This window comes from Kitasatospora sp. NPDC057542 (assembly GCF_042801945.1).
In the GTDB taxonomy this organism is placed as follows: Bacteria; Actinomycetota; Actinomycetes; order Streptomycetales; family Streptomycetaceae; genus Kitasatospora.
Window position 1 is genome coordinate 1 of the sequence record NZ_JBHVFE010000578.1, and the last position, 5,042, is coordinate 5,042.

4 protein-coding genes and 1 pseudogene are annotated in these 5,042 nt (G+C 72.2%); 3 read left to right on the forward strand and 2 right to left on the reverse strand.

Going from position 1 to position 5,042, the window contains the following annotated elements; all coding sequences use genetic code 11:
- Positions 1–686: 686 nt before the first annotated feature.
- Positions 687–1,796, reverse strand: coding sequence for a mechanosensitive ion channel family protein (locus tag ACFU7Y_RS39950; RefSeq protein ID WP_380771293.1), 1,110 nt, complete (start codon positions 1,794–1,796; stop codon positions 687–689).
- A 601-nt stretch (positions 1,797–2,397) separates the two neighbouring features.
- Here ACFU7Y_RS39950 and ACFU7Y_RS39955 point away from each other — a divergent pair.
- Positions 2,398–2,745: pseudogene (locus ACFU7Y_RS39955) on the forward strand (inositol monophosphatase family protein); the annotation flags it as partial.
- Between the two features lie 368 nt (positions 2,746–3,113).
- Here ACFU7Y_RS39955 and ACFU7Y_RS39960 read toward each other — a convergent pair.
- The gene (locus tag ACFU7Y_RS39960) at positions 3,114–3,971 is read right to left on the reverse strand and encodes an alpha/beta fold hydrolase (protein WP_380771294.1); all 858 of its coding nucleotides are present in this window, start codon (positions 3,969–3,971) and stop codon (positions 3,114–3,116) included.
- Positions 3,972–4,100: 129 nt separating this feature from the next.
- On the opposite strand from ACFU7Y_RS39960, the gene ACFU7Y_RS39965 reads away from it, so the two are divergent.
- Together ACFU7Y_RS39965 and ACFU7Y_RS39970 are read left to right on the forward strand one after the other, a co-directional pair.
- Positions 4,101–4,577 (forward strand): helix-turn-helix domain-containing protein, encoded by a 477-nt coding sequence (locus ACFU7Y_RS39965; protein ID WP_224277506.1) that lies wholly within the window; start codon positions 4,101–4,103, stop codon positions 4,575–4,577.
- Positions 4,578–4,844: 267 nt separating this feature from the next.
- A partial coding sequence (locus ACFU7Y_RS39970; RefSeq protein ID WP_380771295.1) for a helix-turn-helix domain-containing protein occupies positions 4,845–5,042 on the forward strand: 198 nt, incomplete at its 3' end.

Below are 5,042 nucleotides of genomic sequence, written 5' to 3' on the forward strand. Positions count from 1 at the left end.
CTGCTGCTTCCGGCGGTGCAGCAGCAGCGGTTGCTGCACCGCCGGCGCTGCGACTGCGACGGCGCGCGCAACCCGAGGCTGCGCAACGGCTGGGCCTGGTGCGACGGTGCGATCCGGGATCGCAACCGCCCAGCTCGCGATACACAAGGGCGGGGCGCGGGCTTCGCGTCGCCTGGAGCCCGGAGGGCGAGGCCACCCTCGTGATGCCCTGGGACGAACCCCAGGACACCAGCCCCGAGACCGTCCCGCTGGCATGAGAGGCGCGACGCGTCAGACCACACCGGCACGGCGCCCCCGTGGTGTTGGGCTCGGCACGGTGGCAGGTGCGGACCGAGGCCTTCCACATGTGCGCGACCCGGCCGCCGTCCACGTTCAGCTGCGTTCCCTCACCCGCCGCTGAGGAAGGCGGGGATAGGCCGCTTCACAACCCAGGCCGACCGACAGCCACGTCCCGATCGCGTACCCGCCGATCGACGCCCGAGCCGACCGAGCTGGCCGCAAGCCAGGAACGACGACCCTGCCCGCTGTGGGGAGCAGGTGGGCGAACGCACCGTGCTACGGGGGTTCCGCCAGCGCGGGCAGGGTGGGAGGATGCCGCTGGCCGCCGCCCGGCGAGGGGCGGCGGCTGGGGCGATCGCCGGTGATTCAGCCGAGTACGCGCTTGAGCGGGCTTGCCCCCGCGCCGGCTACCACGGCCGGTCCGCCAGCACCTCGGACGACGTGTCCCGCTGGTGCGGAACCGGCGGGAGGGACGGCGGTGCGCCCGTCCCGTCCTGCTGGAGCGAGACGGTGCGCGTGGGCGCGGGGATCGAGATGCCCTCCGTCCGGTACCGCCGGTGCAGGCGCTTGATGAACTCGTGCTTGATCCGGTACTGGTCGCTGAACTCGCCGACGCCCAGGATCACGGTGAAGTTGATCCTGGAGTCCGCGAAGGTGTGGAAGCGGACGGCGGCCTCGTGGTCGGGCACGCCGCCGCTGATGTCGGCCATGACGCTGTCGACGACGTCGAGGGTGACCTTCTCCACGTGCTCCAGGTCGCTGTCGTAGCCGACCCCGACCTGGACCAGGATCGACAGCTTCTGCTCGGGCTGGGAGTAGTTCGTCATGTTCGTCCGCGCCAGGCGGCCGTTGGGGATGATCACCAGGTTGTTCGACAGGTTGCGCACCACGCTGTTGCGCCAGTTGATGTCGACGACGTACCCCTCCTCCCCGCTGGTGAGCCGGATGTAGTCACCCGGCTGGACCGTCTTCGAGGCGAGGATGTGCACACCCGCGAAGAGGTTGGCGAGGGTGTCCTGCAACGCCAGCGCGACCGCGAGACCGCCCACCCCGAGGGCGGTGACCAGTGGGGCGATGGATACCCCGAGGGTCTCCAGGGCCACGAGGACGCCCATCGTCAGCACCACGGTCCGGGTGATGTTGACGAAGATGGTCGCGGACGCCGCCACGCCCGTCCGGGACGCGGCCACCGACTGCACCAGCCCGGCCACCACCCGGGCCGCGCTGAGCGTCGCGATGACGATGAGCACGGCCGTCAGCGACTGGTCGACCAGCCCCCCGATCCGCGCGGTGAGCGGCAGGGCCGAAGCGGCCACCGCGGCCCCGGCCATCACGGCCGCCCACGGGACGATGGTGCGCAGCCCGTCGACGATGATGTCGTCCCCGCTCCACTTGGTCCGGCTCGCGTGCTTGCCCAGCCACTTCATCAGAGCCCGCAGTACCAAACCGGCCACACAGCCGGAGGCCAGCGCGATGCCGGCCACCACCCAGTCGTGCAGGACCAGGTCCCGGGTCACCGCCCTACCCCCGCAGCGTGGAGGGCAAGGGAACGGGCCGCCGCCGGCCGCCGTATGTGCTGTGTCGTCACTTTGTCGCCTGTCAGGTTGTGTTATGCGCAGCCACGTTGGAGCGGATGTATGCACTCCGAACGGACTGCCATCCTGTCCCATGGCCCGGCCGCCGCCACAACCGGACCCCGGCGTTCCGTCCGCTCGGCCGACCGGCGCGCCTTCCGCCGGCGCAGCTCCGCCCCGCGCTGTCCACCGAGATCGGCTCGTACGGCGCGGGCTCAGGCCCGGCGTCGAGCGAGGAGGGGATCGGCAGCCGGGACAGCGGAGAGGTCGTCATGCCGGTGCAACCCCCGCAGCGTCCGCCCGGTCACAGGTGCAGCAAGGGTGTCCTTACTGTACCTGGGCGTGCTGCTGCTCTCCGTGTAGCAAGGCGACCCTTGCTACACGCTGCGACTGCGACCGGCCGAGCAGCAGCGGGGCTGCGACTGCAACGGCCCGCGCAACCGCCGCCTGCGCAACCGGTCGCCGGGCTGCGACGCTGCGATGCGCGGTGCAGCCACCCGCGCATCGGCTGCGCATCGATGGTGAGCTTGCTGCCGACCAGGTGGGGGCGGTTCTGGAAGTCGCCACCTCGCATCCTGACTACACGACGCCCGAGCAGAAACGCTCCCTGCTCAGGCTGGAGATCGACGGGATGAAAGTACGGCCGTGCGCAGGCTCGGCAGGGCTCGAATACGTGGCGGTCGCTCGCGGTGACCTCGACGCCACCGCCTTCTGCTGGGAGAATGCCTGGGACCATGCGGCCGGCCTGCTCCTCGTCACCGAGGCGGGCGGCACCCAGACCACTGTCTCGGGCCGGCCGTTTCGGATCGAGGGCGGCAACGACCTGCCTCTCGCGGCGGCCCGCGACTCCAACACCGCCGCCCGCGTGCGGAAGCTGTTCGCCGGGATGTGAGAGGACGAATAGGCATCACCCGGTGTGGCACCTCCGCCGCCCCGACAGAGGTGCCACACCCTGTGGGCTGATCGACTCACGAACAGCCCCAGGCTGTTCAGGAGCGCCCGTCAGCAGGCCTGCCTGACCACCCATTGCTGGAAGGTTGTCGCGGCTGCTCACGTACACAGGGACTCGACCTGGGGTGGTGCGGTGCCGAACACGATCTGCTCCCGGACGCCGCAGGCAACCCAGAGCCGGGCGGTGGCCTCCAGACGCAGGTGGGCACCGGGCCACGGACCAGGGGTGGTCAGGACGCTCCCGACCCGCGAAGGTGGCCGACGAGGCGGTCAACGGCACGCGGAGGCAAGCTCCGGGGCGGCGAACAATCAGTGTCCGAGGACGGCCTTCAGCGTTCGCACGGTGGCGCGTGGGAAGGCGGTGTTCCCGTTGTGGCCGCCGGGAAGGACCACCAGCTCGGTGCCCAGCAGTTCGGCCAGTGCCAGCGCGCAGCGGTAGGTGTGCACCGTCGGCCGGGTGGTCGCGCCCGTCGCCGGGACGATCCGGGTGGCGCCGGCGGTTGCCGCGGCCCTGGCGATCTCCGCCGGCCCGAAGCCGTCCGTGGTGACGGCGGTGAACTCCGTGGCGATGAAGAACCCGAAGTTGGCCAGCCGACGGGGCGTCATGGGCTGTGGGGTGAGGCCGTTCTCGGTCGGGTCGTGTGCCGGGTCGATCCCAAGGTGCCGGGCGATCGCCGGGAAGGCGGCTGCCATGCCGCCCTCGGCGTGGGCCTTCTGGATGTGCAGCAGTTCTGCGGTGTGCTCGGCGCGTTCGCCGGCCGGCAGCAGGTTCGGTGCGACGGGCTCGTGGGCGATGAGCGTGTCCAGTGCGCCCGGGTGGCGGGCAGCGACCTGGAGGCCGATCGCGGCGCCCATGCTGAACCCGGCCATCAGGGCCGGCTCGTCGGTCACCTCGGCGAGCAGCCGGGTGACGTCGTCGGCGTGGTCGGCCATGGTGACGGGGGCGGCCGGGTCGTCGAGGACGCTGCGGGACAGGCCCCTGCGGTCGTAGGTGACCACGGTGAAGGTGTCGGCCAGGTGCGGGACGAGGTCGACGGTGCGGTCCGCGTCGCCCTCGCCGCTCTGCGCGAGCAGCAGCACCGGCCCGTGGCCCTGGACCCGGTAGTGGAGCGTGGCGCCAGGGGCGGCGAGCGTGCGGACGGCGGCTGCGGTCGGGTCGGTGGTCATGGTGCGTTCCCCCTCGGTGGGTTGCCGACGGCGCTTCCCGCCGGCACTGCGAGCGTATCGCATCGAAACAGATGCATCGCAATAGATGCATCTCATTCAATGCATCTATTGCGATGTACTCTTGCGGGCATGAACGGAGTAGAGCTGTTCCTCCTGGGCCGCACCCTCATGAAGATCGGCGAACAGGCGATGCCCCAACCGGACCGGTCGGAGCAGTCGGAGACGGGCGCGCGCGGCTCGGTCCGCTCGGTCCTGGTCACCCTGGGCGACGTCGTCGCGCATCCCGGGGCGACCGTCGGGGAGATCGCTGCCCGCACCGGCCTGCCGCAGAGTCAGGTCTCCACCGCCGTCGCCCGCCTGGTCGAGACGGGCTCCGTCGCCACCGAACCCGACCCGGCCGACCGCCGCCGCCGGCTCGTCCGCCCCGCCGCCCACCCGTCCGCCCGGGTCGCGGAGGTCCGCGCCACCACCATCGACGACGCCCTCGCCGCGGCCCTCACCACCCCCGACGGCACCGCCCCGGACCCACAGCTGTTCCACGAGGTGGCGACCGCCCTCGACACCCTGGCCCGCCACCTCACCCCCGCCGCCGCCCGCTCCCGCTGACCGGGACGGCCGCACTGACAGGTGGTCACCCCGGGTGCCGGTTGCCGACCGGCGGGCCGGCGCGCGGCCCGACCGGGACCGGGCGCCGCGCGGCGGGCGTCCTGGCGGTCGAGGCGGTGGCCGAGGCGGCCGCCGGGCCGGGGACGGGGGCTGCACGGCCATGGGTGCGGTGATTCTGCTGCTACTGCTGATCGCGGGCGCCGGTCTGAAGCGGGCCTGGAGCGTGCCGAGCGCACCCGCCCGATCCCGCAGTCCGGCCAGGCCCGGATGCGCTTCCTGCTCAAGGGCGCCAAAGGCTCCACCAAGAAGCTCGCCCAGGACCTCGGCGTCTCCCAGCGCACCGTGCAGCGCTGGCTCAAGGGCCAGGCCGTCCCGAAGTGCGAGTGCCACAAGTCCGGACACACCCGACCAGCCGGACAGTCCGGTCCCGGCCGCCGCGCCCCGCCCGCCGAGCCGTTCCCAGGC